Here is a 22,823-nt window from a genome sequence, read left to right on the forward strand (position 1 = left end):
GCCCGAATGCCTGCCTATGCTCGAATTTTCCTACAACCGACTTCCGCCATGATCGAACGACACCTCGCCCGCTTCAATCGCCTGGAACTGCTCGCCGCGCCCACCCCGCTGGAAAAACTCCAGCGGCTTTCCGACTGGGCCGGGCGCGAGATCTGGATCAAGCGCGATGACCTCACCCCGCTGGCCCTCGGCGGCAACAAACTGCGCAAGCTCGAATACCTCGCTGCCGATGCCCTGGCCAAGGGCGCCGACACGCTGATCACTGCCGGTGCGATCCAGTCCAATCACGTGCGCCAGACCGCCGCCCTCGCCGCTCGCCTCGGCCTCGGCTGCGTGGCACTGCTGGAAAACCCCATCGGCACCGACTCGGCCAGCTACCTGGAAAACGGCAACCGCCTGCTGCTGGACCTGTTCGACGCCAAGGTCGAGTTGGTGGACAACCTCGACAACGCTGACGACCTGCTGCAAGCCCTCGCCGTGCGCCTGCACGCCAGCGGTCGCAAGCCGTATCTGGTGCCCATCGGCGGCTCCAACCCGCTCGGTGCCCTGGGTTATGTGCGCGCCGGCCTGGAACTGGCCGAGCAGATAGAACAGAGCGGCCAGACCTTCGCCGGTGTGGTGCTCGCCTCGGGCAGTGCCGGCACCCACAGCGGCCTGGCCCTGGCGCTGGCCGAGCGCTTGCCGGACCTGCCGGTGATCGGTATCACCGTGTCGCGCAGTGAAGAGGCGCAACTGCCCAAGGTCCAGGGCCTCGCCGAACGCACCGCCGAGTTGCTGGGCGTCCGTTTGCCGGACGCATTCAAGGTGCGTTTGTGGGACGAGTACTACGCTCCACGTTATGGCGAAGCCAATGCCGGCGGCCTCGCGGCCATCCGATTGCTGGCCAGCCACGAGGGGCTATTGCTCGACCCGGTCTACACCGCAAAGGCCATGGCTGGCCTGTTGGACGGCATCGCCCGGCAGCGATTCGATGACGGTCCGCTGATTTTTCTGCACACCGGCGGAGCCCCGGCATTATTCGCCTACCCTGATGTCTGTAAACGCTGAAACAGGCGTCGGTTTATAGGTCAAACCGCTATAGGAAAATGCTTTTTTATTATTTTTGACTCTATGAATCGCGCCCTATAGTCACCACCACTTTCACAACAAGACTGGGGACAGGGCATGACGATTTCCGTTTTCACCAAGCGCATTCTGGGTATCGGCGCCGGCATTGTTCTGGGCGCCAGCGTGCTCAGCCAGGCCATCGCCGGCGAGCAGTTGCAGACCATCAAGGACAAGGGTGTCATCAATATCGGCCTGGAAGGCACCTACCCGCCCTTCAGCTTCGTCGATGCCGACGGCAAGCTCACCGGTTTCGAGGTGGAACTGTCCGAAGCCCTGGCCAAGCAACTGGGGGTCAAGGCCAAGGTGCAGCCAACCAAATGGGACGGCATCCTCGCCGCCCTGGAGTCCAAGCGCCTGGACGTGGTGGTCAACCAGGTGACGATCTCCGAAGAGCGCAAGAAAAAATACGACTTCTCCAAGCCCTACACCGTGTCCGGCATCCAGGCGCTGATCCTGAAGAAAAAGGCTGCGGAACTGAATATCAATGCCGCCGCCGACCTGGCCGGCAAGAAAGTCGGCGTCGGCCTGGGCACCAACTACGAACAATGGGTCAAGCAGGACGTGCCAAAGGCCGACGTGCGCACCTACGAGGATGACCCCAGCAAGTTCGCCGACCTGCGCAACGGCCGCATCGACGCCATCCTGATCGACCGCCTTGCCGCCCTCGAATACGCCCAGAAAGCCAAGGACACCGAACTCGCCGGCGCCGCCTTCTCGCGTCTGGAGTCGGGCGTCGCGTTGCGCAAGGGCGAGCCGGAACTGCTCGACGCCATCAACAAAGCGCTGGACACGCTGCGGGCTGACGGCACGCTGACCAAGCTGTCGGAGAAATACTTCGGTGCCGATGTCACCCAATGATCGCTGAAAGCCTGCAACTCGTTGCCGACTCCACGCCCTTCCTGCTGAAGGGCGCTGGCTACACGGTGCTGCTCAGTGTCGGCGGCATGTTCTTCGGCCTGGTGCTCGGCTTTGCCCTGGCACTGATGCGCCTGTCGAAGACACCGCTGCTGGACTGGCCGGCGCGGATCTACGTGTCGTTCTTTCGCGGTACGCCGCTGCTGGTGCAGTTGTTCGTGATCTATTTCGGCATGCCGCAGATCGGTATCGAACTCGATCCGATCCCGGCGTCATTGATCGGCCTGTCGCTGAACATGGCTGCGTACATCTGCGAAATTCTGCGCGCAGCAATCTCGTCGATCGACCGCGGCCAATGGGAAGCGGCGGCCAGCATCGGCATGACCCGTACCCAGGCGATGCGCCGGGCGATCCTGCCACAAGCCCTGCGCACCGCCTTGCCGCCGCTGGGCAACAGCTTCATTTCGCTGGTCAAGGACACCGCCCTGGCGGCCACTATCCAGGTGCCCGAACTGTTCCGCCAGGCGCAACTGATCACCGCACGCACCTTTGAAGTCTTCACCATGTACCTCGCGGTGGCGGTCATCTACTGGATTCTCTGCAGCGTCCTCGCCCACGTTCAGCACCGCATGGAAACGCGGGTCAACCGTCATGACGAGGAGCCGCGACGATGATCCAGGTACAACGGCTGAACAAACAGTTCAACGGCCAGACCGTGCTCAAGGACATCGACCTGACCGTCGAGCCCGGCGAGGTCATCGCCATCATCGGCCCCAGCGGCTCAGGCAAGACCACCTTCCTGCGCTGCCTTAACCTGCTGGAAACCCCCGACAGCGGCGTGATCCGCGTCGGTGATATCGAGATCGATGGCGGGCGTCCGCTCAGCCAGCAGACCGGGCTGATCCGGCGCTTGCGTCAGCAGGTCGGTTTCGTCTTCCAGAACTTCAACCTGTTCCCCCATCGCACCGCCCTGGAAAACGTCATCGAAGGCCCGGTGGTGGTGAAGAAGACTCCCCGCGACAAGGCCGAAGCCCTGGGCCGCGCGTTGCTGGCCAAGGTCGGTCTGGCGGGCAAGGAAGATGCCTATCCGCGCCGCCTCTCCGGCGGTCAGCAGCAGCGGGTCGCCATTGCTCGCGCCTTGGCGATGGAGCCGCAAGTGATCCTCTTCGATGAACCCACCTCGGCGCTCGACCCGGAGCTGGTGGGCGAAGTGCTCGCGACCATTCGCGGCCTGGCCGAAGAGAAGCGCACGATGATCATCGTCACCCACGAAATGAACTTCGCCCGCGACGTCGCCAATCGGGTGATCTTTTTCGACAAGGGCGTGATCGTCGAGCAGGGCGAGGCTAAGGCGCTGTTTGCCAATCCGCAGCATGAGCGGACGCGGCAGTTTCTCGGCAAAATTCTTGGGTCGGTCTGAGCATCTGAGGGCCTCATCGCTGGCAAGCCAGCTCCCACAAGGTCGGCGTGCACAGCACCCTGTGGGAGCTGGCTTGTCGGGGCGCCGAACCGCAGCGATGAGGCCCTCAAGAGCACCACAAATCCCCCCACCCACAAACTGTTGATCCCCTGTTGCAACAGCAACACTCCTCTGTCTATCCATATTCCCAATCGTTAGTTCATTAAATTTTTATAAACGATTACGGTATATGCACCGGACCACCGGACCCCACGTATTTTCAGTCGCTGCACGCACGCGACGTTTCCATAGATGAGGTCAGGTCATGTCCAGTCTTGCCAATAACGCCGTCCACAGCGATCTGGATCACGCGCCATTGCTGCTCCCCGCCAAGGTCCTGCGCAACGATGCCGAGGCCCTGCAAGCCGCCCACGAACTGGCCGCCGCCGCCCGCCCACAAGCCGGCAAACGCGACCAGCAGCGCAAGCTGCCCTGGGCCGAAGTCGAGCAGTTCACCCGCAGCGGCCTGGGCAGTATCAGCATCCCGCGTGAATACGGCGGTCCACAGCTTTCCTTCGTCACCATTGCCGAGGTGTTCCGCATCATCAGTGCGGCCGACCCGGCGCTGGGGCAAATCCCGCAAAACCAGTTCGGCCTGCTGCAACTGCTGCGCGGCGCCGCCAACGACCGGCAGAAAGAAGTGCTGTTCGGCTCGGTGATCGACGGCTGGCGGATCGGCAATGCCGGCCCCGAACGCGGCACCAAAAACACCCTCGAACTCAAGGCCCGGATCACCCGTCAGGGCGATGGCTATGTCATCAGCGGCCAGAAGTTCTATTCCACCGGCGCGCTGTTCGCCCACTGGGTGGCGGTCAAGGCGCTGAACGACGAAGGCCGCGCGGTGCTGGCCTTCGTTCGTCGTGGCACCCCGGGCCTGCGCATCGTCGACGACTGGTCCGGCTTCGGCCAGCGCACCACCGCCAGCGGCACCGTGTTGCTCAACGAAGTGCCGGTGGACGCCGAGCTGGTCGTGGAAAGCTGGCGCCTCGCGGACACCCCGAATATCCAGGGCTCGGTCTCGCAACTGATCCAGGCCGCCATCGACGCCGGCATTGCCGAAGCCGCGGTGGAAGACGCCATCGCTTTCGTCCGCGAAAAGGCCCGGCCCTGGGTCGATGCCGGTGTCGAGCGCGCCAGCGACGACCCCTATGTGATCGCCGATATCGGTCGCCTGAAACTCGAACTGCACGCCGCCCAGGCCCTGCTGACGAAAGCCGCGCGGGTGCTGGATGACGTTAACGCCTCGCCGATCGACGCCGCTTCTGCCGCCCGCGCCTCCATCGCCGTGGCCGAGGCCAAGGTGCTGACCACCGAAATCTCCCTGCTGGCCAGCGAGAAGCTCCTGGAACTGTCCGGCAGCCGCGCCACCCTCGCCGAGTTCAACCTCGACCGGCACTGGCGCAATGCGCGGGTGCACACCCTGCACGACCCGGTGCGCTGGAAATACCACGCCGTCGGCGCCTACCACCTCAACGGAACCCTGCCCGCCCGGCACTCCTGGATTTGACCAGACCACTGGAGCCCCTAATGAGCCTTCATTCGCAACCGCACGACGCCGTGGCAGTCATCACCAATGACGCCGAGGCGCTGGCCATCGCCGAGCAGATCGCTGGCCAACTGCAACTCGACAGCGCCCTGCGCGACCGTGAACGGCGCCTGCCACGCCCGGAACTGGAGCTGTTCACCCGCTCCGGCCTGTGGGGCATCAGCGTGCCGAAAGCCTTCGGCGGCGCCGGCGTATCCAACGTCACCCTGGCCAAGGTCGTCGCCCGCATCGCCCAGGCCGACTCGTCGCTGGGACAGATTCCGCAAAACCATTTCTACGGACTGGAAGTGCTGCGCGTGAACGGCACTCCGGAGCAACAGCAACGCCTGTACGCCGAAGTGCTGGCCGGCAAACGCTTCGGCAACGCCCTCGCCGAGTTGGGCACCAAGACCGCCAACGTCCGCACCACCGCGCTGACCCGCGACGGTGACGGCTACCGCATCAACGGCCGCAAGTTCTACGCCACCGGCGCGATCTATGCTCAGCGCATTCCCACCTCGGTGGTGGATGAACACGGCGTGCAGCAACTGGCCTTCGTCCCCGCCGACAGCGCCGGACTGAAGGTCATCGATGATTGGAGCGGCTTCGGCCAGCGCACCACCGGTAGCGGTTCGGTGGTGTTCGATAACGTCCGGGTCGAGGCCACGGATGTGGTGCCGTTCCAGAGCGCGTTCGAGCGGCCGACCCCGGTCGGTCCGCTGGCGCAGATTCTCCACGCCGCCATCGACACCGGCATCGCCCGCGCCGCCTATGAAGATGCCCTGCACTTCGTGCGCACCCGCACCCGGCCGTGGATCGACGCCAGCAGCGACAAAGCCACCGAAGACCCGCTGAGCCTGAAGACTTTCGGCCACCTGGCGATCCGTCTGCACGCCACCGAAGCCCTGCTGGAACGCGCTGGCGAATTCCTCGACCGCGCCCAGGCCAACCCCAACGCCGACACCGTTGCCGCCGCATCCATCGCCGTGGCCGAAGCCCGCGCCCTCAGCACCGAAATTTCCCTGGCCGCCGGCAGCACCCTGTTCGAACTGGCCGGCAGCCAGGCCACCCTCGCCGAACACGGCCTGGACCGCCACTGGCGCAACGCCCGCACCCACACCCTGCACGACCCGGTGCGCTGGAAGTACCACGCCATCGGCAACTACTACCTCAACGATCAGAACCCACCGTTGCGGGGGACCATCTGATGGCCAAGAAAAAGATTCTGCTCAACGCCTTCAACATGAACTGCGTCGGCCACATCAACCACGGCCTGTGGACCCATCCGCGGGATACCTCCAGCGAGTACAAGACCCTCGAATACTGGACCGAACTGGCAAAACTGCTGGAACGCGGGCTGTTCGACGGGCTGTTCCTGGCCGATATCGTCGGCGTCTACGACGTCTACCAGCAGTCGGTGGAAGTGCCGCTGAAAGAGTCGATCCAGTTGCCAGTCAACGACCCGCTGCTGCTGGTCTCGGCCATGGCCGCAGTCACCCGCAACTTGGGTTTCGGCCTCACCGCCAACCTCACCTATGAGCCGCCATACCTGTTCGCCCGGCGCCTTTCCACCCTCGACCACCTGAGCCGTGGCCGGGTCGGCTGGAACATCGTCACCGGCTACCTGGACAGTGCGGCCAAGGCCATGGGCCTCGACGCACAACCCGAACACGACCGCCGCTACGACCAGGCCGACGAATACCTGGAAGTGCTCTACAAACTGCTCGAAGGCAGTTGGGAAAACGACGCGGTGCTCAACGACCGCGAACAGCGCATCTACGCCCAGCCAGACAAGGTGCACAAGGTTCGCCATCACGGCGAGTTCTACAAGGTCGAGGGCTATCACCTCAGCGAGCCGTCGCCACAACGCACGCCAGTGCTGTTCCAGGCCGGTGCGTCGGAGCGTGGCTTGACCTTCGCCGGCAACCACGCCGAGTGCGTGTTCATCAGCGGCCAGACCAAGGCCGCGACCCGTGCCCAGGTCGACAAGGTGCGCGCCGCTGCTGTCGCCGCCGGGCGTGAGGGTGACGCGATCAAGGTGTTCATGGGCATCACGGTGATCGTCGCCGCGACCGAAGAACTGGCCCGTGCCAAGCACGCCGAATACCAGCGCCATGCCAGCGCCGAAGCCGGCGTCGCGCATTTCTCCAGCTCCACCGGCATCGACTTCTCGGCATACGAGCTGGACGAACCGATCCAGTACGTGAAGAGCAACGCCATCCAGTCCGCGACCAAGCACCTGCAAAACAACGACTGGACACGCCGCCGCCTGCTCGACCAACACGCGCTCGGCGGGCGCTACATCACCCTGATCGGCTCGCCCGAGCAGGTCGCCGACGAGCTGGAAAGCTGGATCGCCGAAACCGGCCTGGACGGCTTCAACCTGGCCCGCACGGTGACCCCGGAAAGCTACGAAGACTTCATCGACCTGGTGATCCCCGAGCTGCAACGCCGCGGCTCGTACAAGACCGCCTACGACAACGGCCCACTGCGACAGAAGCTGTTCCCGCAGGGCACTGCCCACCTGCCTGCCGACCACCCTGGCGCCGGCTATCGCCACAACGCCCAACCGACCACGACCGCCCAACCGACCGGAGCGCTACAGCATGCTTAAGACCCTTTTCGGCCGCCCCGTCGCGGCACTCGCCCTCACCCTCGGCCTGATCGGCACCAGCCACGCCGCCGATGCCCCGCTGAAAGTCGGCACCACCGCCGCCTTCGCCATCCCGCTGGAAGCGGCGGTCGGCGAAGCGAAGAAACAGGGGCTGAACGTCGAGCTGATCGAGTTCAGCGACTGGATCGCGCCCAACGTCAGCCTCGCCGCCGGCGACATCGACGTGAACTACTTCCAGCACATCCCGTTCCTGGAAAACGCCAAGTCCGCCGCCGGTTTCGACCTGGTGCCCTACGCCCCCGGCATCATCAACAACGTCGGCCTCTACTCGAAGAAGTACAAGAGCTTCGCCGAGCTGCCGGAAGGCGCCACCGTGGCCATCGCCAACGACCCGATCAACGGCGGTCGCGGTCTGCAACTGCTGGCCAAGGCCGGCCTGATCAGCCTCAAGCCGGGTGTCGGCTACAAGGCCACCGAGGACGACATCGTCGGCAACCCGAAGAAGATCAAGATCCTTCAGGTCGAAGCGGTGCAACTGGTTCGCGCCTATGAAGACGCCGACCTGGTCCAGGGCTACCCGCACTACATCCGCCTGGCCAACACTTTCGATGCCGGCTCCGCGCTGCTGTTCGACGGCATCGATCACAAGGAATACGTGATCCAGTTCGTCATCAAGCCGCAAAACAAGGACGACCCGCGCCTGGCCAAGTTCATCGACATCTACCAGCACTCGCCGGTGGTTCGCGCCGCCCTCGACAAGGCCCACGGCAAGCTGTACCAGCCGGGCTGGGAGAGCTGAGATGAGCACCGCCAACGCCCGTGTGGCGCTGGACTCGCCGAGCCTGTCGGAACCCCGGCAGACCCGGCAGCGGGCGCTGCATCCTGAACTGAACAGCGCCCATGTGCGCTTCGTCAGCCTCAACAAGACCTACCCGGGGCAGGACGCCCCGGCCCTGGCTGATATCGACCTGAACATCCAGCACGGCGAAATCTTCGGCATCATCGGCCGCAGCGGCGCCGGCAAGTCGTCGCTGATCCGCACCATCAACCGCCTGGAACAACCCAGCAGCGGCCGCGTGTTGATCGACCAGGTGGACATCGCCGGGTACGACGAGGACAAGCTGGTCGCCCTGCGCCGACGCATCGGCATGATCTTCCAGCACTTCAACCTGATGTCGGCCAAGACCGTGTGGCAGAACGTCGAGCTGCCGCTGAAAGTGGCCGGCGTGCCCAAGGCCGAGCGCCAGCGCAAGGTCACCGAACTGCTGGAGCTGGTGGGGTTGCAGGAGAAGCATCACGTCTATCCGGCGCAGCTTTCCGGCGGGCAGAAACAGCGCGTCGGCATCGCCCGCGCGCTGGTGCATGACCCGGCGATCCTGCTCTGCGACGAAGCCACCTCGGCGCTCGACCCGGAGACCACCGAATCGATCCTTGGCCTGCTGCGCGACATCAACCAGCGCCTCGGCCTGACCATCGTCCTCATCACCCACGAAATGGCGGTGATCCGCGATATCTGCCACCGCGTGGTGGTACTGGAGCGCGGGCGTGTGGTCGAGCAGGGCGAAGTCTGGCAAGTGTTCGGCGACCCGCAGCACGACGTCAGCAAAACCCTGCTAGCGCCGTTGCAGCCGGCCTTGCCGTCAGCGCTGCTGGAGCGTCTGCTGCCCACCGCACCGGACGCGCGGGCGACGCTGGTTCTGCGCTTGCGGGTCAGCGGCCAGGACCGCGAAGCGCCGGACCTGTCGGCGCTGTTCGTGGCCCTTGGCGGCAAAGTCAGCCTGTTGCAGGGCGGCATCGAACCGATCCAGGACCGTGCCCTCGGCCAGTTGGTGATCTCGGTCGCGGGGTCGCCCCACACCCACGACAGCATCATCGAACGGGCCCGCGACTGGGCCGCGCAGGTAGAGGTACTTGGCTATGTGGTTTGATCGTTTGTTGCAGGGCGTCGTCGACACCCTGCTGATGGTCGGCGTGTCCTCACTGATCGCGCTGCTGGCGGGCATTCCGCTGGCGGTGATCCTGGTCACCAGCGGCAAGGGCGGCATCTTCGAAGCGCCAAACGTGAACCGCGTGCTCGGCGTGTTCGTCAACCTGTTCCGCTCGATTCCGTTCTTGATCCTGATGGTCGCGCTGATCCCCTTCACCCGGCTGATCGTCGGCACCACCTACGGCGTGTGGGCGGCGGTCGTACCACTGACTATTGCCGCTACACCGTTCTTCGCCCGGATTGCCGAAGTCAGCCTGCGCGAAGTCGACCACGGCCTGATCGAAGCGGCGCAGGCCATGGGTTGCCGGCGCTGGCATATCGTCTGGCATGTGCTGTTGCCCGAGGCGTTGCCGGGAATAGTGGGTGGTTTCACCATCACCCTGGTGACCATGATCAACTCCTCGGCCATGGCCGGCGCCATCGGCGCAGGCGGGTTGGGCGACATCGCCTACCGCTATGGCTACCAGCGCTTCGATACCCAGATCATGCTGACCGTGATCGTCATGCTGGTGGTGCTGGTGGCGTTGATTCAGGTGAGTGGGGACCGGTTGGCGCAGCGGTTGAATAAGCGGTGATCATTTTGGCCTCATCGCTGGCAAGCCAGCTCCCACAGGTTCAGCACAAGTCTTGAGAGTTGCACTGCCCCTGTGGGAGCTGGCTTGCCAGCGATGAGGCCCTAAAAAACACCATCAACCCCAGATCAAGCCCTCTCCGGCTCCCGAATCTTGTACCAGGCCACATACAGCGCCGGCAAAAACAGCAGCGTCAGCAAGGTCGCGACAATAATCCCGCCAATCATCGCGTAGGCCATCGGCCCCCAGAACACTTCCCGGGCAATCGGGATCATGCCCAGGCTCGCCGCCGCAGCGGTGAGAAGGATCGGGCGGCGGCGGTGGTTGGTGGCTTCCAGTACGGCATCCCACGGCGTGTAACCCTGGGCCTCGTACTCGTCGATCTGGGTCACGAGGATCACCGAGTTACGGATGATGATGCCGATCAGCGCCAATATCCCGAGGATCGCCACGAAACCCATCGGCGTCCCCGTCGGCACCAGCGCGATGACCACGCCGATCAGCCCCAGCGGCGCCACGCTCGCCACCAGGAACAGCTTCTGCACGCTGTGCAACTGGATCATCAGGAACGTCGCCATGAGGAATAGCATCAGCGGTATCACTTTGGCGATCGGGCCCTGGGCCTTGCTGCTTTCTTCCACCGTGCCGCCCGTCGCCACTTCGTAACCCACCGGCAGCTTGCTGGCGAATTCTTCAATCTTCGGTTTGAGCTGGGCCACCAGATCGGTCGGCTGGATCTCGTCGCGGACCGAGGCCTTGATGGTGATGGTCGGTTTGCGGTCACGCCGCCACACCAGCGGTTGCTCCAGTTCGTAGCGCACGGTGGCGAACGCCAGCAGCGGAATCGAGGTGCCGTTGGGGGTGACGATCTGCAGGTTCTGCAACGTCTGCGGCGAACCGCGCTCGCTGTCTTCGGCGCGGGCCACCACGTCGATCAGGTAGATGTTGTCGTGCACCTCGGTCACCGGCACGCCGCTGACGATGCTGTTCATCACATTGGCCACGTCTTCCGACGACAACCCGAGCTGCCGCGCCTTGTCCTGGGCGATGTCGATCCGCAGCACTTTGCCCGGCTCGTTCCAGTCGTAAATCATGTCGCCGATGTGCGGGTTGCTGTCGAGCAAGGTCGCCAGCTCGATGGCGTGTTTGCGCACCAGATCGATGTCCTTGCCGCTGACCCGATACTGAATCGGCCGCCCAACGGGCGGGCCCATTTCCAGTGACTGAACGTTGCTGCCGATGCCGACGAATTCGTCACGCAGGCGTTTCTGCAAGCGCGCCTTGAGCGCTTCGCGGGACTCCAGGCCTTTGCTCACCACCACCAATTGCGCGTAGTAGGGGTTTTGCAGTTGCTGGTCCAGCGGCAGGTAGAAACGCACCGCGCCCTGGCCGATGTAGGTGCTCCAGTGGGCAATGTCCGGGTCATCCTTGAAGGTGGATTCGAGGCGATCAACCACCTTGCGGGTTTCTTCGATCGAGGCGTTCTGCGGCAGGTTGATGTCCACCAGCAGTTCCGGACGGTCCGAGGACGGGAAGAACTGGTTCTGCACGAAGCGCATGCAGAAAATCGCCAGGGCGAACAGCACGATGGTGCCGCCGATGGTCAGCCAGCGGTGACGCATACTCCACAGCAAGCCGCCGGCAAAGGCGCGGCCAACCCGGCCCGGCTCTTCTTCATGCACCTTGGGTTTGATGTTGAGCAGGTGCACGCCCAGCACCGGGGCGAACAGCACGGCGACGATCCACGACACCAGCAGCGCCACGGCGATCACCGCGAACAGGGTGAAGGTGTACTCCCCCGCCGAACTGGCATTGAGGCCAATCGGCACAAACCCGGCCACGGTCACCAGGGTGCCGGTGAGCATCGGGAAGGCGGTCGAGGTGTAGGCGAACGTCGCCGCCTGCTCCTTGCTCTCGCCCATTTCCAGGCGCGTAACCATCACCTCGACGGTGATCATCGCGTCGTCCACCAGCAGGCCCAGCGCAATGATCAGCGCACCCAGGGAAATCCGCTGCATGGTGATGCCGCTGTATTCCATGAACACGAAGACCATCGCCAGCACCAGCGGGATCGAGCAGGCCACCACCAGCCCGGCGCGCAGACCGAGGCTGACGAAACTCACCAGCAGCACGATCACCACCGCCTCGAACAGCGCGCTGGTGAAGCCGCCGACCGCCTCCTTCACCACCACCGCCTGGTCGGACACGGTGAATACCCCGACCCCGACCGGCAGCTCGGTAATGACGCTGTCCATCTTCTTGCGCAGGTCCTGGCCGAACACCTGCATGTTGCCGCCGGACTTCATGCCGATGGCCAGGCCAATCGCTTGCTGGCCGTTGTAGCGGAATTGCACCGTCGGCGGATCGGTGTAGCCACGGCGAATCTCGGCGATATCGGCCAGGCGGTAGAAGCGGTCGTCGAGCCGTAGATTGACCTCGGCGAGGTCTTTTTCCGAGGCGAACTGGCCGCTGGTGCGCACCGAAATCCGTTCCGGCCCGGCCTCGATCACCCCCGCTGGCGTCACCGCGTTCTGCGCCTGCAGGGCCTGCACCACCTGACGTTGATCGATGCCCAGCGCCGCCAGCTTGCGGGTGGAGAAGTTCAGGTAAAGCACCTCGTCCTGGGTGCCGATCATCTCGACCTTGCCCAGGTTCGGCACCTCGCGGATTTCCGCGCGCACCCGCTCCACGTAGTCACGCAGTTCGCGCATGCTCAGGCCGTCGGCGGTGAAGGCGTAGATCGAGCCGAACACATCGCCGAATTCATCGTTGAAACCGGGGCCCTGAATGCCCTGGGGAAACTCGCCGCGAATGTCCTGGATCTTCTTGCGCACCTGGTACCAGATCTGCGGGATGTCGCCGGCCTTGGTGGTGTCGCGCAGGTTGACGTAGACCGTCGATTCACCGGGCCGGGTGTAGCTCTTCACGTAGTCGAGGGAGTCCAGCTCTTCGAGTTTTTTCTCGATGCGGTCGGTGACCTGCAGCAGGGTTTCGTCCTGGGTCGCACCCGGCCAGCGGGTCTGGATCACCATGGTCTTGATGGTGAACGACGGGTCTTCTTCACGGCCCAGGTTGAGGTAGGAAAACACCCCCATGAGCAAGGCGACGAACATCAGGTACCAGACGAAGGATTGGTGCCGGAGTGCCCATTCGGACAGGTTGAAGCTTCCTTTCATCGGGACTCGTCCTCATCGACCAAAACCTTCTGCCCCGGCTTGAGGCTGTTGACGCCGGCGGTGACCACCCGCTCACCGGGCTGCACCCCCGAGGCCAGCAGCACCCCATCCGGGCCTCGTTCGAGCACGTTCACGTCTCGCGGGTTGACCACTTTTTGTTGGGTATCGACGATCCACACCCGGGTTTTGCCGTCCACCTCCTGAATGGCACTGGCCGGCACTTCGCTACGCGGCTTCACCGCCGAGCTGAGGGTGACGCTGATGGACGTGCCGAGGCGGAAGCCCTCGGGCGTTTCGTGCAGGGTCAACCGGGCGCGCCGGGTGCGGGTGCTGGCGTCGGCCTGCGGCTCGATTTCGCGCAGTTGGGCGGTGGTATTCAGGTTGCTGTCCAGTTGCGCGGCAACGCGGAATTCCACGCCTTCGGAGAGTTCGTCGGCGAGGCGGGTCGGCAGGTCGATCACCGCCTCCTTCACGTCAGGCCGCGCCAGGGTCACGACCGCCTGGCCCGCGCTAACGGTCTGCCCGGCCTCGGCCTTCCATTCGGTGACCACCGCGCCGTGATCGGTGCGCAGCTCGCTGTAGCCGAGCTGGTCGCGGGCCTGCTGCAACGCCGCCTTGGCCTGTTCAAGACTGGCGCCGGTGGTTTTCAGGTCGGTCTGGGCGATGTCCAGTTGCGCCTGGGCGCCGACGCCACGGTCATACAATTGCTGCTGGCGACGCGCATTGGCCTGGGCATTGATCCACTGCGCCTGGACCCGCGCCAGGTCGCCTTCAGCGGCGCGCACCTGGTTGCGCTGGTCGGTGGGATCGAGGCTGGCGAGCACATCGCCCGGCTTCACTGTGCTGCCGACGTCCACTGCGCGGCGGGCGATGCGGCCGCCGACACGAAAGCCCAAGGTACTTTCATAGCGGGCCTGAATGGTCCCGGCAAAACGCCCGAGGTCGAGCTGGTCCTGGGTCTGGACCTGCATCGACAGCACCGGGCGGATCGGCTCCGGCGCCTCCTTCTTTTCGCCACAGGCCACCAGCGACAGGCAGCCCAACAGCAGGATCGCGGGCTTCATGGCTGCACCCCGGCTTTACCGTTATCGGCGATTTCCACCAGCATGCCCGGGTGCAGCAACTGCCCGCCGCGCACCACCACCGACTCGCCACTTTCCAGGCCGTCGCTGACCACCACCTTGCCGGTGAGGTAGCGGCCGACGGTGACCTTTTGCAGACGTACCTTGTTGTCCTGATCCACCAGCCACACGGCGGGCTCGCGCAGGTCCTTGGTCAACGCCGACCACGGCAGTTCCACCCCTGGCCGTCCCCGTGGATTGCCAGTGGCGCTGACCGCCGAGCCCAGCTCCATCCCGGCCGGCACCTCGTCCAGGGCGATCTTCACTTGCACCGTGCCGCTCTGTGCCGACACCGTCGGCGTGACCTCGCGGACATGCCCCTTGGCCTGGATTTTCGGGTTATCGAGCAGGCTTACCGTGATCGACTCGGCGCTGGCCGGCGCCAGCAGCAGCGACTCGTAGACGTTGAACACCGCATCGCGGCCGCCATCGCGGGCCAGGCTGAAAATCGGCACCGTCGCCTGCACCACCTGGCCGACCTCGGCCTGGCGCTCGGTGATCACCCCGGCCGCATCGGCCACCAGCGCGGTGTAGCTGAGTTGTTCCCTGGCATTGGCCAGTTGCGCCTCGGCGGCCTTCAGCGCGCTCTGGCTGCTGCGCAGTGCAGCTTCGGCGGAATCGTATTCGCTCTGGCTGGTGTAGCCCTTGGGCAGCAGCTTCTGCTGGCGCACAAAGGCGGCGGAACTCTGCGTCACCCGCGCCCGCGCCGCGAGGACTTCGGCATTGGCCGAATCGACACCGGTCTGCAGGTCTTTCGGATCAAGCCGCGCCAGCACCTGATTGGCGCTGACGTGGTCGCCAACATCGACCGTGCGGGAAATGATCTTGCCGCCGACCCGAAACGACAGGTCACTGTGCACCCGCGCCTGGACGTCGCCGGTCAGCGTCACCGCGGCGGCGAAATCACCAGGCTCGACCTTCTGCACCGCAACCCTGGGTCGTTGCGGCTCCACGGCAGGCTTCTCGCCACAGCCCGCCAACACGAGCATCAGGCCCATGCAGCCGAGCGAATAAGAACGCGACCACTTCATGCTGGCTCCTTGCATGCGCCGGTTCGACATGGTGAATGCGACTGTTAGCGTAGATCAGGGGTTCCCTAGCTGCTCACACAACAATCGGAACCGGCCTACATAATTCGTGAACAACGTCTAAAACCCTTTGAATAGACGATACTGCTCACCCAGTTTCCACGGGACGCCTGTGATGCTCACCACCCTCGCCGTCGCCAATTACCGCTCAATCAACCGCCTGGTGCTGCCCCTCGGTCGCCTGAACCTGATCACCGGGCCCAACGGCAGCGGCAAGTCCAACCTGTACAAGGCACTGCGCCTGCTGGCCGAAACCGCTCGCGGTGGCGTGGTCAATGCGCTGGCGGCGGAAGGCGGGCTGGAGTCGACCTTCTGGGCCGGGCCCGAGCAGATCAGCCGGCGCATGAGCCGTGGCGAAGTGCCGATCGAGGGTGGGCCGCGCAAAGGGGTGAGGCGGCTTCGACTGGGCTTTGCCGGGGAAGATTTTGGTTACGCCATCGGCCTCGGCCTGCCGGAGCCGGACAGCCGCACGCAGTTTTTCCTCGACCCGCAGATCAAGCGCGAAAGCCTCTGGGCCGGCGAAAGCTACCGCCCGGCCAGCCTGCTGGTGGATCGCCAGGGGCCGATGATCAAGGCCCGCGAGGGACGCCAGTGGGACGTGCTGGCGCAGCATGTGTCCAGCGCTGACAGCCTGTTCGACCAGGTCGGCAACCTGCGTTCCTCGCCCGAGGTGCTGTACTTGCGCGAGCAGATCCGTGGCTGGCGCTTTTACGATCACCTGCGCACCGATGCCGGCGCCCCGGCGCGGCGCCCGCAACTGGGCACGCGCACGCCGGTGCTGCATCACGATGGGCGTGACCTGGCGGCGGCGTTGCAGACCATCCGTGAGGTGGGCGATCCCGAGGCGCTGCAGGCCACCATCGCTGACGCCTTTCCCGGCGCACGGCTCGGGATTGACGCGGTGCCGGGTGGCTTGTTCGCGGTGCAGTTTTATCAGGAAGGGTTGTTGCGACCGCTGAGTGCGGCAGAACTGTCGGACGGCACCTTGCGCTACCTGCTGCTGGTCGCGGCGCTACTGACGCCCCGGCCGCCGACCATGATGGTCCTCAACGAGCCGGAAACCAGCCTGCACCCGGACCTGATTCCGGCGCTGGCACGCTTGATCATCCGCGCGTCGCAGCACTGTCAGGTGTGGGTGGTGTCGCACTCTCCGGGGCTGATGGAAGCGCTGGAAGGCGATGCGAACTGCAATTCCATCGTGCTGGAAAAAGAACTGGGGCAGACCCGGGTGGTGGGTCAGGGGATGCTGGATGAGCCGGTGTGGCATTGGCCGGATTAGGGGGTGGATTTGAGGGCCCTATCGCTGGCAAGCCAGCTCCCACAGGTCCGGTGTACACCATCCCCTGTGGGAGCCGGCTTGCCGGCGATGAGGCCCTCAACCCCACTGAATCAAATCAACCCTGCCACTTGCCCCCTTCCACGATCACGCTTTCCGGCTTGGTGTCGTCACTCAGCTCTTTGCGCACGTATTGGTCATACAGCTTGAGCAGGAATTTCTCCTCGCCCAGGCGCGCCAGCTCGGTGTTGACCCAATCGCGCAGTTCGATATTGCCCTTCTTCACCGCCGGCGCGATCGGCGCTTCTTCACCGAGTTTTTCCGGCAGTACGCGGTAGCCCGGGTTCTGCTTGGACCAGCTGAACAGAATCAGGTTGTCCTGCGCGTAAGCATCGCCACGACCATTGGCCAGGGCCTGCAGCGACTCGCTGTTTTTCTCGAACTTGAGCAGTTTCCAGTCCGGGTGGTTCTTGGTCAGCCAGATGTCGGCGGTGGTGCCGGTGGTGACGATGGTGGTCTTGTCGGCCAGGTCATCGAGCTTCTGCACGGCACTGCCGTCCGCTACCAGCGCCTGCACGGCAACACGCAGGTTGGGGTTGGTGAATTCCACCGCCTCCTTGCGCTCCGGGGTCACGGTCATGTTAGCCAGGATCAGGTCGACCTTGTCGCTCTGCAGGAACGGAATGCGGCTGGCCGGCTCGACGGCGACGAACTCGACTTTGTTCTCATCACCCAGCAGCGACTTGGCAAACGCCCGGCCGATATCGGTATCGAAGCCAACATAACGCCCGCTTTCATCGACGAAGCCGAACGGCGGTTTGTCGGTAAACACGCCGACGATCAGCTTGTCGCGGGCCTTGATGGTTTCCAGGTAGCTGGTGGTGGCCGGCGCAGGCGTGGCGGCGGCAGGTTTTGGCGGCTCTTCGGCCTTGTTGCAGCCGGCCAGCAACGCCAGGCCGAGCAGTGACAGCAGCAGTTTCGAGGTTTTGGCAGTTTTCATGACAGTTCCTTTTGAGGTCTCTCTGGCAGGCTTTCTACGAAGGAAAATTTCTCCAGGAACTGCTGCGCGCGTGCGGTCCGCGGGTTCGTAAAGAAGCTCTCGGGTGGACTCTGTTCAAGGATCCTGCCGGCCTCCATGAACACGATTCGGTCGGCCACCGCGCGGGCGAAGGCCATTTCGTGGGTAACGATAAGCAGGGTCATGCCGTCGCGGGCCAGGCCCTGGATCACCTGCAGCACTTCCTTGACCATTTCCGGGTCGAGGGCCGCGGTGACTTCGTCGAACAGCATTACCCGTGGGTTCATGCACAGCGAACGGACGATGGCGATGCGTTGCTGCTGGCCACCGGAAAGCTGGCGCGGGTAGGCATCGCGCTTGTCCAGCAGGCCGACCCGCGCCAGCAGCGCCTCGGCCTGGGCCAGGGTTTCGTGGCGCTCGCGCTTCTGCACCTTGAGCGGGCCCAGCAGCAGGTTTTCGATCACGCTCATGTGACCGAACAGGTGATAGCTCTGGAACACCATGCCGACCTGCTGGCGGATTTCGCGCCAGTCGGTCTTCGGGCTCAGCAGCTCGCGGCCTTCAAGCCGCAAGCTGCCGCTGTGGGCGCTTTCCAGACCGTTCAGGCAGCGCAGCAAGGTGCTCTTGCCGCAACCGCTGGGGCCAAGAATGACCACCACTTCGCCCGTCTCCACCGACAGGTCCACGTCCTTGAGCACCTGCTGCTCGCCGAAAAATTTGTTGAAGCCCTGAAACTCGATCAATGCGCTCATGCGTGTGTCCAGCGTCGTTCCAGGGCCCTGGAGGCCGCCGAAAGCGGGTAGCAGATGAAGAAGAAAAACAGGAACAGCGCGCCGTAGATCAGTACCGATTCATAGGTGCGCTCGATGATCTGCTGGCCGACCTTGATCACATCCACCACACCGATCAGCACTGCCAGCGAGCTGGTCTTGATGATCCGCGTGTAGATGTTGATGGTCGGCGGAGTCATGCGCTTCAGCGCCTGGGGCAGCAGCACGTAACCGTACAACTGCCAGCCGGACAGGCCGATCGACAGCCCCGCCTCGCGCTGGCCACGGGGCAGCGACAGCAGCGCGCCGCGCACCACTTCACCGACCTCGCTGGCGCCCCACAGCGCCAGCACCAGCACCGCGCACCAGAAGCTCGGCAGGCTGATGCCGAGGAAGATCGGCAGCCCGAAGAACAACAGGTACAACCAGACCAGCACCGGAATGGCGCGAAACAGCTCCAGGTAAATACGCAGCAGCACGTTCACACTGCGCTTGCCGAGCGTCGCCAGCACGCCGTAAAGCACACCGCCCAGCGTCGCGAAAACAATTCCCAACGCCGAAATTGACAGGGTTTGCGCGGCGCCCTTGCCCAGTTGCGGCAAAGACACCAGCAACAGCTCAAGACCCGAACTGGCCATGTTGCAACCTCCTTTCCAGGCGGCTGAGCAGCAGCGACAGTGGCAGGAACAGCAGGACGCAAATCAGCGTCATCACCGCGAGCATTTCGTAGGTCTTGTAGTAGAGGGCGATGTAGCTCTTGGTGGTGTAGAGAATTTCCGGCACCGCCACCGCCGAGACCACGGTGGTTTCCTTGAGCAGGAAAATGAAATTGGCGAACAGCGACGGCAGGCTGAGGATGCCGGCCTGCGGCAGGATCACATGGCGCAGCAACTGGCCTTCGGAAAGGCCGATGGAGCGGCCCGATTCCAGTTGCGCCGCCGGCACCGCCTCGACCCCAGCGCGCAGCACCTCGGTGAGGTAGGCGCCGCCGAGGAAGGTCATGGTAATGATCGCCGCAGCGAAGCCGGAGATTTTTACACCGAGCGTCGGCAGGGCGAAGTAGACGAAGAACAACTGGATCAGCAGCGGCGTGTTGCGGGCCAGCTCGACGTAGAGCGAAACCAGGCGGTGCAGGACCGGCGTGCGGAACAGCAGGATCGCCGCATTGATCACCGCAACCACCAGCGAGGTGGCGATAGCGATCAGGCCAACCTGCAGGGTCACGCCGACGGCTTTGAGAAACGCCGGCAAAGTGCTGAGGATGAAAGGGATATCGAAGGTCATGAACGCGGGGTCTTTTCCGAACCGGCCCGAGGGTAGACGGGCGGATGCTGACGACAAGTGCGAGGCGGGTAAGCCTCATTGGGAAAAGACTCTAAAGGTATAAAAATAATTATTTAAATACTTTTATCGAATATGAATATCACTGAAATCGCTGGGATGCTGAAACGGCGACCATCCTGTACGCCCTGGTCGAGAAGTATTTTCCTTCCGAATGAGCGTTTTCGCCGGCAATGAAAAAACCGCCGTTGGGGTAATGCCTGACTGACAGGCATTACGCCGCAACGGCGGTTTTTACGATTCAGCTTCGGTTTCTTGGCGCCTCAGTACATCAGAACGCCGGCAGTACCGCGCCGCTGTACTTCTTCTCGATGAAGGTTTTCACCTCAGGCGAAGTCAGGGCCTTGGCCAGTTTCTGGATGGCGTCGCTGTCCTTGTTGTCCGGACGGGCCACCAGGAAGTTCACGTAAGGCGAGTCGCTGCCTTCGATCACCAGCGCGTCTTTCGCCGGGTTCAGACCGGCTTCCAGCGCGTAGTTGGTGTTGATCAGGTCCAGGTCCACCTGGTCCAGCACACGCGGCAGCATGGCGGATTCCAGTTCGCGGAATTTCAGTTTTTTCGGGTTCTCGGCGATGTCTTTCGGGGTCGCCAGGGCGTTCTTCGGATCCTTCAGGGTGATCAGGCCAGCCTTCTGCAACAGCAGCAGGGCGCGACCACTGTTGCTGCCCTCGTTCGGGATAGCCACGGTAGCGCCTTCCTTCAGCTCGCTCAGGCTCTTGACCTTCTTCGAGTAGCCACCGAACGGCTCGACGTGAACGCCGATCACGGTCACCAGGTTGGTGCCCTTACCTTCATTGAAGTTCTTCAGGTACGGCAGGGTCTGGAAGTAGTTGGCGTCCAGACGCTTCTGGTCAACCTGCACGTTGGGCTGCACGTAGTCGGTGAAGACTTTGATCTCCAGGTCCACACCTTCCTTGGCCAGGGTCGGCTTGATCAGTTCGAGGATCTCAGCGTGCGGAACCGGAGTCGCGGCGACCACCAGCTTTTCGCCGGCGTGGGCAAAACCGGCAACCGACAGCGCGGCGGCCAAGGCAGTCATCAACAACGTCTTTTTCATGTGCAGTCCTTATTGGTATCCGCGCCTCGTGGGCCTCGGTAAGTGTTGGTTGGCCGGGCCCGTATTGCCCGGCGTGAGGCGGACAATACCGAGATTTTTTATTCCGTAACAATATCTTTTGCTTAGCTGGTTATGCCTTTTTGTTCGCACCCCTTTATGCAGGATGCGCAACGCTCTAGCCTGCGGCTTGCGTGAGGCGCAACAGCGTCTTCTCCAGCAGACTCTGCAACGCACGACGCTCCGCAGCGTCGCCCTGTTTGCTGATGTGCTCCAGCCGTTCGGCCAGCGCCGAAAGGGGCGTCGGCAGATTCAGGTGCTCCGGCAGGATCTCGTCACCGCTGCCCAGCAACAGGGCGAAGTGAATGACGTTCTCCAGCTCGCGGGTATTGCCCGGCCAGTCGTGCAGTTCCAATACCCGCTGCGCCGCCTCGCTCAGCAGCGGCACCGGCAGGTTCAGCCGCGGGCTGTAGATCCCGATGAAGTACTCGGCCAGCGGCAGGATGTCACCGACCCGCTCGCGCAAGGCCGGCAGTTCCAGGCGGCCTTCGTGCAGGTAATCGTACAAACGCGGATGGAAGCGCCCGGCCGCCACGGCCTGCGCCAGGTCGATGCTGGTGGCGGCGACCAGGCGCACGTCCACCGAATGAGCCTGCTGCGCGCCGACGCGGGTCACCTCGCGGTTCTCCAGTGCCGCCAACAGCTTGACCTGGATGGCTAGCGGCAGGTCGGCGATTTCATCGAGGTAGAGGGTTCCGCCGTTGGCCGAGCCAAACCAGCCGGCGCGGCTGCTGGCCGTGCCGCTGTGGGCCCCGGCGGCGTAGCCGAACAACTCGGCATCGGCGTAGGTCGGGCTGATCGCCCCGCAGTTGACCGAGACGAACAGGCCGCCGCGATCACTGGCGCGGTGGATCTGCCGGGCCAGCAATTCCTTGCCGGTACCGGTTTCGCCGCGGATCAGCACGGGTAGCGCCAGCGGCGCGAGAATCTCCAGCTCCTCGCGCAACTGGCGCGAACGCGGATCGACGAACACCAGCGCCTTGGCGCGGATGCTCAGCGGGCTCTTGTCGAGTTCGGGGAAGGTCAGCAGCGGCTGGCCGAAAGTGTCTTGTGCAGTCATGGCAAAACTCCCGCCCGGGCACTCCTGGCCCGGGCGTTAAGCAGTAAAAAGAAAAAAGGTGCGGTGGAATCAGGCGCGGCGAAGGGCGCCCTGTTCCAGACGGCTTTGCAGGCGGTACAGGTAGGCGAAACCCTGTTCCCAACGGCGATGCCCGGATTTGACGTTGATGTGTCCGGCGCCACCGAGTACGCCGGCTTCGGCGCCCCAGGCGCGGGCCAGTTGCATCGCCCGTGGGGCGCTGACGGCCGGGTCGTTGTCCGAGGTGACCACCTGGCTCGGGAACGGCAGTTGTTGCATGGGAATCGGTGCGAAGTTACGCAGGGCCGGCGCGCAGGCGGGGCGTTCGACATCTGCCGGCGCTACCAGCAGCGCCCCGCGTACCCGGCGCAGCAATGCCGGGCTGGCCTGGGCGGCCCAGTGAGAAACCGTGATGCAACCGAGGCTGTGAGCAATCAGAATCACCGGCGCGTCGTCGGCGGCAATCGCCTGCTCCAGCGCGGCGACCCAATCCTCGCGCTTCGGCGTCAGCCAGTCGGCCTGCTCGACACGGGCGCTATTGGGCAGCGTGCTGTGCCAATGGCTTTGCCAGTGCTCGTCTGGCGAACCTTGCCAGCCGGGAACAATCAGGTAACGGATCGACTCGTTGCGCATGGGGAATTGCCTCCTGCTGCGGTTGCGTGCATGCCGGCAAGTATTAGCGCTGGGGTTATATCCGTAAAGGAATAAGAAGCTATTTGTTA

General features: G+C 63.8%; 21 protein-coding genes. 11 read left to right on the forward strand and 10 right to left on the reverse strand.

Annotated features, from left to right (window positions below):
• The first annotated feature begins 48 nt into the window (after positions 1-48).
• The 10 genes from DM374_RS21190 to DM374_RS21235 all read left to right on the forward strand — a co-directional run bounded on the left by DM374_RS21190 (position 49) and on the right by DM374_RS21235 (position 10,122).
• Entirely contained in the window at positions 49-1,047 is a 999-nt protein-coding gene (locus DM374_RS21190; protein ID WP_110971661.1) for a D-cysteine desulfhydrase, read from the forward strand.
• Between the two features lie 123 nt (positions 1,048-1,170).
• Positions 1,171-1,965 carry a cystine ABC transporter substrate-binding protein gene (tcyJ, locus tag DM374_RS21195; protein WP_371929331.1) on the forward strand — a complete coding sequence of 265 codons (795 nt, stop codon included), beginning with the start codon at positions 1,171-1,173 and terminating at the stop codon, positions 1,963-1,965.
• Complete coding sequence (gene tcyL, locus DM374_RS21200; protein WP_110971663.1) at positions 1,962-2,636, forward strand: cystine ABC transporter permease; 675 nt, start codon at positions 1,962-1,964, stop codon at positions 2,634-2,636. Before tcyJ ends, tcyL begins: the two co-directional genes overlap by 4 nt.
• Positions 2,633-3,382 (forward strand): L-cystine ABC transporter ATP-binding protein TcyN, encoded by a 750-nt coding sequence (gene tcyN / locus DM374_RS21205; protein WP_110971664.1) that lies wholly within the window; start codon positions 2,633-2,635, stop codon positions 3,380-3,382. The genes tcyL and tcyN overlap by 4 nt, the downstream gene beginning before the upstream one ends.
• 304 nt (positions 3,383-3,686) lie before the next feature.
• On the forward strand, positions 3,687-4,928 hold the full coding sequence (locus tag DM374_RS21210) for an SfnB family sulfur acquisition oxidoreductase (protein WP_110971665.1): 1,242 nt from the start codon (positions 3,687-3,689) through the stop codon (positions 4,926-4,928).
• 20 nt (positions 4,929-4,948) lie between these two features.
• Positions 4,949-6,154 carry an SfnB family sulfur acquisition oxidoreductase gene (locus tag DM374_RS21215; RefSeq protein ID WP_110971666.1) on the forward strand — a complete coding sequence of 402 codons (1,206 nt, stop codon included), beginning with the start codon at positions 4,949-4,951 and terminating at the stop codon, positions 6,152-6,154.
• Positions 6,154-7,560: an LLM class flavin-dependent oxidoreductase gene (locus tag DM374_RS21220; RefSeq protein ID WP_110971667.1), complete on the forward strand. Its 1,407-nt coding sequence runs from the start codon at positions 6,154-6,156 to the stop codon at positions 7,558-7,560. The genes DM374_RS21215 and DM374_RS21220 overlap by 1 nt, the downstream gene beginning before the upstream one ends.
• Positions 7,553-8,359, forward strand: a complete 807-nt coding sequence (locus tag DM374_RS21225; protein ID WP_110971668.1) for a MetQ/NlpA family ABC transporter substrate-binding protein — start codon at positions 7,553-7,555, stop codon at positions 8,357-8,359. The genes DM374_RS21220 and DM374_RS21225 overlap by 8 nt, the downstream gene beginning before the upstream one ends.
• A 1-nt stretch (position 8,360) precedes the next feature.
• A complete protein-coding gene (locus DM374_RS21230; RefSeq protein ID WP_110971669.1) occupies positions 8,361-9,488 on the forward strand; it encodes a methionine ABC transporter ATP-binding protein in 1,128 nt (375 codons plus the stop codon).
• Positions 9,478-10,122 carry a methionine ABC transporter permease gene (locus DM374_RS21235; protein WP_095159000.1) on the forward strand — a complete coding sequence of 215 codons (645 nt, stop codon included), beginning with the start codon at positions 9,478-9,480 and terminating at the stop codon, positions 10,120-10,122. Before DM374_RS21230 ends, DM374_RS21235 begins: the two co-directional genes overlap by 11 nt.
• A 125-nt stretch (positions 10,123-10,247) precedes the next feature.
• Here the strand turns inward: DM374_RS21235 and DM374_RS21245 are convergent, their stop codons facing one another.
• Genes DM374_RS21245 through DM374_RS21255 form a run of 3 tightly spaced genes read right to left on the reverse strand, consistent with a single transcriptional unit; the run spans position 10,248 to position 15,447 of the window.
• Positions 10,248-13,295, reverse strand: a complete 3,048-nt coding sequence (locus DM374_RS21245; protein ID WP_110971670.1) for an efflux RND transporter permease subunit — start codon at positions 13,293-13,295, stop codon at positions 10,248-10,250.
• Complete coding sequence (locus DM374_RS21250) at positions 13,292-14,359, reverse strand: efflux RND transporter periplasmic adaptor subunit (protein WP_110971671.1); 1,068 nt, start codon at positions 14,357-14,359, stop codon at positions 13,292-13,294. Before DM374_RS21250 ends, DM374_RS21245 begins: the two co-directional genes overlap by 4 nt.
• Positions 14,356-15,447, reverse strand: coding sequence for an efflux RND transporter periplasmic adaptor subunit (locus tag DM374_RS21255; RefSeq protein WP_110971672.1), 1,092 nt, complete (start codon positions 15,445-15,447; stop codon positions 14,356-14,358). Before DM374_RS21255 ends, DM374_RS21250 begins: the two co-directional genes overlap by 4 nt.
• Before the next feature lie 172 nt (positions 15,448-15,619).
• Here DM374_RS21255 and DM374_RS21260 point away from each other — a divergent pair, with 172 nt between their 5' ends.
• A complete protein-coding gene (locus DM374_RS21260) occupies positions 15,620-16,783 on the forward strand; it encodes an AAA family ATPase (RefSeq protein ID WP_110971673.1) in 1,164 nt (387 codons plus the stop codon).
• Between the two features lie 115 nt (positions 16,784-16,898).
• Here the strand turns inward: DM374_RS21260 and DM374_RS21265 are convergent, their stop codons facing one another.
• From DM374_RS21265 to DM374_RS21295, 7 genes are all read right to left on the reverse strand, one after another.
• The gene (locus tag DM374_RS21265; protein WP_110971674.1) at positions 16,899-17,780 is read right to left on the reverse strand and encodes a transporter substrate-binding domain-containing protein; all 882 of its coding nucleotides are present in this window, start codon (positions 17,778-17,780) and stop codon (positions 16,899-16,901) included.
• Positions 17,777-18,550, reverse strand: coding sequence for an amino acid ABC transporter ATP-binding protein (locus DM374_RS21270; RefSeq protein ID WP_110971675.1), 774 nt, complete (start codon positions 18,548-18,550; stop codon positions 17,777-17,779). Before DM374_RS21270 ends, DM374_RS21265 begins: the two co-directional genes overlap by 4 nt.
• Complete coding sequence (locus DM374_RS21275; RefSeq protein ID WP_110971676.1) at positions 18,547-19,206, reverse strand: amino acid ABC transporter permease; 660 nt, start codon at positions 19,204-19,206, stop codon at positions 18,547-18,549. The genes DM374_RS21270 and DM374_RS21275 overlap by 4 nt, the downstream gene beginning before the upstream one ends.
• Positions 19,187-19,852 (reverse strand): amino acid ABC transporter permease, encoded by a 666-nt coding sequence (locus DM374_RS21280; protein WP_110971677.1) that lies wholly within the window; start codon positions 19,850-19,852, stop codon positions 19,187-19,189. The genes DM374_RS21275 and DM374_RS21280 overlap by 20 nt, the downstream gene beginning before the upstream one ends.
• 328 nt (positions 19,853-20,180) lie before the next feature.
• Positions 20,181-20,966: a MetQ/NlpA family ABC transporter substrate-binding protein gene (locus DM374_RS21285; protein WP_110971678.1), complete on the reverse strand. Its 786-nt coding sequence runs from the start codon at positions 20,964-20,966 to the stop codon at positions 20,181-20,183.
• Between the two features lie 175 nt (positions 20,967-21,141).
• Positions 21,142-22,083, reverse strand: a complete 942-nt coding sequence (locus DM374_RS21290) for a sigma 54-interacting transcriptional regulator (RefSeq protein WP_110971679.1) — start codon at positions 22,081-22,083, stop codon at positions 21,142-21,144.
• Positions 22,084-22,152: 69 nt separating this feature from the next.
• Positions 22,153-22,734, reverse strand: coding sequence for an alpha/beta hydrolase (locus tag DM374_RS21295; protein WP_095159422.1), 582 nt, complete (start codon positions 22,732-22,734; stop codon positions 22,153-22,155).
• Positions 22,735-22,823: the final 89 nt, after the last annotated feature.

The sequence above is a fragment of the Pseudomonas huaxiensis genome (assembly GCF_003231275.1).
Lineage (GTDB): Bacteria > Pseudomonadota > Gammaproteobacteria > Pseudomonadales > Pseudomonadaceae > Aquipseudomonas > Aquipseudomonas huaxiensis.